Below are 1,154 nucleotides of genomic sequence, written 5' to 3'. Positions count from 1 at the left end.
GGAATTTTAACTCTCGTAGAATGGGAATACTGGGTGAATATCCTGCACCTGAGCTGTGGAAAAGATTGACCGCTGAAGCTCAGGAATGGGAAAAAGCAGATCCCTCAAAGCCTGTTATTCCTGGATTGGAATACATCGCTACCGTAGCAAGCAACCAGCCTGGACGAGATGGCCTCTATCGTAACCGGATGAGTGATAAACAAATTGATATCGCGCTGTCAGTGGTAAGGATGACGCCGGGTGCTGTACTTATTCTGGACGTTCAGCCCGGCCGGAGCGATTTGCACCGTGAGATATCTCGCCTTGAACCTTTTCTTATTCAACCGGATGTTCATTTAGGCATAGACCCTGAATTTATCATGATGGGAAAATCCATTCCGGGTGCGAGAATCGGAACAATTAACGACAAGGATATCAACAGGGTCGTTGATTATCTTTCGGCATTGGTTGTAAAAAATAATCTGCCACCCAAAGTATTAGTGGTTCACCGTTTTACTAAAAAGATGGTGACAGGATTTGATAAAATAAAATCAGATCCAAACGTGCAGGTAATATTGAGCATGGATGGGTGGGGTGCTCCTGAAACAAAGGTTTCAACGTATGAAAAAGTGGTATCGGCTGAAAAAGGGGTATTGTATCCGGGTATCAAAATTTTCTATAAAAATGATATCAGAAAACCGCCACACAGACTGTTATCTAAAGCTGAAGTGCTCGGTTTGCAACCTCAGCCGGTTTATATTCAATATCAGTAGTTGTGGTGTGAATCGTCATGTAGATCATTCCAGTCCTGCAAAATAAGAGTTGCTTTATAACTATCTGTGAGCTTTTAAAAGACTATGTCTGCTTAAAACCTTGTCTATGTGATAAGTAATGCAGAAAGGAACGCCTTTATGGTCTGTCTACAATAGACATGCCCAAGTCTGGCTGGTGTTGCTTTGTGAAGATGCGTGCGTGATGGCGATGTGCGAGAAGCGTATCTCGTATCAGCCAGTAAAGTGGCGATGAGGCTGAAAAGTGGCACTTGATGAACGAAGAACAGTCGCTGGATTTACCAAAGCCCATCATGACCGCAAAACACCAGATTTCGCCTCCTTATCCATTGGTTCGCATAATGTATATTATGTTAAATTACATGTATGCAACCCAGAACACCT

The 1,154-nt window shown here is 43.1% G+C and carries 1 protein-coding gene; it reads left to right on the top strand.

Features of this window, described 5'->3' with window-relative positions:
- Positions 1 to 752: hypothetical protein (locus J5224_RS29085; protein ID WP_264628554.1), on the top strand; the 752-nt coding region annotated here is incomplete at its 5' end.
- Positions 753 to 1,154 lie beyond the last annotated feature (402 nt).

It is taken from the genome of Candidatus Symbiopectobacterium sp. NZEC135, from assembly GCF_025962695.1.
This window is presented reverse-complemented; position numbering and strand designations above follow the sequence as displayed.